Origin of the sequence: Intrasporangium sp. (genome assembly GCF_051961875.1) — a bacterium.
In the GTDB taxonomy this organism is placed as follows: Bacteria; Actinomycetota; Actinomycetes; order Actinomycetales; family Dermatophilaceae; genus Intrasporangium_A.
This window is the reverse complement of the sequence record NZ_JBQCCV010000305.1, coordinates 1-3,235: the sequence shown is the minus strand read 5'-3', so window position 1 is coordinate 3,235 and position 3,235 is coordinate 1. Positions and strand designations below refer to the sequence as shown.

Genomic DNA, 3,235 nt, shown 5'->3' with positions numbered 1-3,235 from the left:
GCGCCTGAGACGAACTGCTCACTCAACGGGACATACCCACACGTCGAGTGAGCGCCCCGCCCCACCCGTCACAGGGTCGAGTGAGCGCTCCGCCCCACCCGCCCCCAAACTCATGAGGCGCCTGAGACGAACTGCTCACTCGACGGGCCATACCCACACGTCGAGTGACCGCCCCGCCCCACCCGTCACAGCGTCGAGTGAGCGCTCCGCCCCACCCGCCCCAAAACTCATGAGGCGCCTGGGACCAACTGCTCACTCGACGAGGACGGTGCATCAGATGAAGACCGAGGTGCGCTGCATCAGGAGGCTGTAGAGCGTCTGCTGGATCGTCTCGCGGACCTGGTCGGTCAGGTCGAACACGATCATCGGGTCGTCGGCGGCCTCGGGACCCAGCGCACTCGTGTCGACGGGCGGGCCGAACTCGATGAGCCACTTGCTCGGCAGCGGGACGAGCCCGAGCAGGCCGAGCCACGGGAAGGTCGGGGTGATGGGCGCGTAGGGCACTCCGAGCAACCGGGCTACCGTCGGCATGTTCCCGAGCATCGGATAGATCTCCTCCGCGCCGACGATCGAGCACGGCACGATCGGCACCTCGGCGCGCAGGGCGGCGGCGACGAAACCGCCGCGGCCGAACCGCTGCAGCTTGTAGCGCTCGCTGAACGGCTTGCCGACGCCCTTGAACCCCTCGGGCCAGACCCCGACGAGCTCACCCTTGCCGAGGAGCCGCTCGGCGTCGGTGGTGGCCGCCAGGGTGGAGCCCGACCGGCGGGCCATGGCGCCGATGAACGGCGTCTGGAAGACGAGGTCGGCACCGAGCATCCGCAGGTGGCGGTGCTGAGGATGCTCGTCGTGGACCGCGACCTGGGTCATGAGCGAGTCGAGCGCGACGGTGCCCGAGTGGTTCGCGACGACGAGGGCGCCACCCGTCGCCGGGATGTGCTCGATCCCCTTCACTTCGACGCGGAACCACTTCTTGTAGAGGGGTCGCAGCAGGGGCAGGTAGACGTGTCGGGTGAAGTCCTCGTCGAAGCCGAACTCGTCGACGGACACGTCGCCCATGAGCCGGCGACGGACGTACGCGAGGGTCTCGGCGACCTGCCGCTCGACGTCGGCGGCCGGCACGCCCGAGCTCGTCGCGGCGGCGCGCAGGACGTCCACGGCGAGCGAGACGAGCTCGGGGACACTCGGCCGGATGTCCGACGAGGTGTCGGCGGCGTCGAGGAAGCGGGCCACGAGCTTCTCTGCGGTCCCGGAGGCCTGTGCGGCGGCGCTCGCCACGGCCCTGGCCGACAGCGCCCGCGCCGACTCCCGGAGCCTGCGCTCCTCGTCCCCGCCCGGCGCTGGGTCGTCGCTCGGCGGCGGCACCGACCGCAGACGCGCCCGGTCCGCGCGCTCCCCGGTGGCGCCCACCCGGCGCGCACCTGGGTCGGCATCGCCCCGGCCGCCGGCAGGAGCCGGCCCCGGGCGCGTGGTCCCCGCCGACCGCTTCATGGCAGCCCGCCTCGGGCGCTTGCCCTCACCCGACGCCTTGGCCGGCGTGACCGGCTCCCGTGGCGTGGACGAGGGCTGCGTCTCGTCGGGCGTGTCGTCCGGTGCCGAGGTCGCGGCGACCCGGCGGGCCGTGCTGACCTCCACGGGGTCGGTCGGGATGAGTGGGGTGCCGGCCCGGCGGCGCCGCTCGCCGCTGGCCCGGGCGGCACCCGCCGCGAAGGCCCCCTCCGAGCGAGGGCGACGGCCCGTCGTCTTGTCGGGCTCGTTCATGACTGGATCCTCTCCAGGACACGAGAGATGGCGGCCACCGTTCCTGCCGCTGCTCCGGTCACCGCGTCACCGACGTCGTCGGCGCCCGGGACGGTGCCGCGCAGCCGGCTCCCGAAGTCCTCGAACGCGGCCCTCGTCGTGTAGGCGGGCTCCAGCCCGAGGACGGTGCGCATACGCGTCGTGTCGATGCCGCGGCCGAAGGCGAGGAAGGCCATCTGGTCTGCCGAGAAGTCCGCCATACCGGTCTGTTTGATGGCACTGCCCACGGCTCCGGCGGCCTGCAGCGGCACGGGCACGATGGGACGCCGCAACAGCGCGGCGCACTGCAGCAGCGTGAGGAAGCCGTCCCCGGCGACGTTGACGATGCCGACGGAGGGCCCGGTCGTGGCCCGGACCATGGCCTCGGTGACATCGGACTCGTGGAGCAGCTGGAACCGGGCGTCGAAGCCGAGCGGCACGGGGATGATCGGCAACGAGAAGTAGTCCGTGAGCGCCGTGCGGATGCCGTGCCCCATGACGTTGGCGAACCGGAGCAGGCTGATCTCGACGTCCGGCCGCCGTCGGGAGAAGCCGCGCACGTAGCCCTCGACCTCGACAGAGTCCTTGCCCCAGCCGCTGCGCGGCATCGCCTTGGGACTCATGTCCTCGGTGAAGACGGCCGGATCCCGCGGCGAGGAGCCGTACACCGCGGCCGTCGACTTGACCACGAGGCGCTGCACGGACTGGGCCTTCTGGCACGCCGCGAGCAGCTGCATCGTGCCGATGACGTTGATCTCCTTCTGCGTCGCCCGGCCGCCGGTGTCCTTCGGGGTCGCGATGACGTTCATGTGCACGACCGTGTCGACCTCCGCCTGCGCGATGATCCGCCCGATCATCGGGTTGCGGATGTCCGCCCGGACGAACTCGGCGCGGCCGATCGGGTGCGGCGGCGGGACGACGTCAACGGCGAGGATCCGCTCGATGGACGGGTCGGTCGACAGCCGTCTCGCGTAGAGCCCGCCGAGGTAGCGCGAGACTCCCGTCATGAGCACGACCCTGGCCATCTGGCACCTCCTACCCGCCCCAGTGTCACGGGTGCCAAACCCGCATCCCCGAGCCTACCCAGCGCGAGCCGGTCCACCGCGTCCGGATACAGAACGACCCCCGCCAATGGCGAGGGTCGTGGGGCCGCGGGCGAGGCCCGCGGGAGATCACGCTCGGGTGATCACTTCTTGTTGCGACGCTGGTGACGCGTCTTGCGCAGCAGCTTGCGGTGCTTCTTCTTCGCCATGCGCTTGCGGCGCTTCTTGATGACAGAGCCCATCGTTGCCCTCGTTCCGTAGACGGTGTGTGTGCCGACCTGCGTCGACCACCCGTCCTCACGGAAAGTCGAACTCCAATAGCCGAGCCGAGGACACAGCGTAGCGTGTGCCCGAGCGTCACCTCAAAGCGACGGGGCGCCCCGGCCCCTAGGGCCCGGCGCCCCCCCGGATTG

3 protein-coding genes are annotated in these 3,235 nt (G+C 71.3%); all 3 read right to left on the bottom strand.

Annotated elements, in window-relative coordinates; translation table 11 throughout:
- Window positions 1–273: 273 nt before the first annotated feature.
- The 3 genes from ACTHJJ_RS18760 to ACTHJJ_RS18750 all read right to left on the bottom strand — a co-directional run bounded on the left by ACTHJJ_RS18760 (window position 274) and on the right by ACTHJJ_RS18750 (window position 3,064).
- Complete coding sequence (locus tag ACTHJJ_RS18760) at window positions 274–1,761, bottom strand: 1-acyl-sn-glycerol-3-phosphate acyltransferase (RefSeq protein ID WP_440304466.1); 1,488 nt, start codon at window positions 1,759–1,761, stop codon at window positions 274–276.
- Window positions 1,758–2,804 (bottom strand): NAD-dependent epimerase/dehydratase family protein, encoded by a 1,047-nt coding sequence (locus ACTHJJ_RS18755; RefSeq protein WP_440304465.1) that lies wholly within the window; start codon window positions 2,802–2,804, stop codon window positions 1,758–1,760. The genes ACTHJJ_RS18760 and ACTHJJ_RS18755 overlap by 4 nt, the downstream gene beginning before the upstream one ends.
- A gap of 161 nt (window positions 2,805–2,965) precedes the next feature.
- A complete protein-coding gene (locus tag ACTHJJ_RS18750; RefSeq protein WP_003792170.1) occupies window positions 2,966–3,064 on the bottom strand; it encodes a 30S ribosomal protein bS22 in 99 nt (32 codons plus the stop codon).
- Window positions 3,065–3,235: the final 171 nt, after the last annotated feature.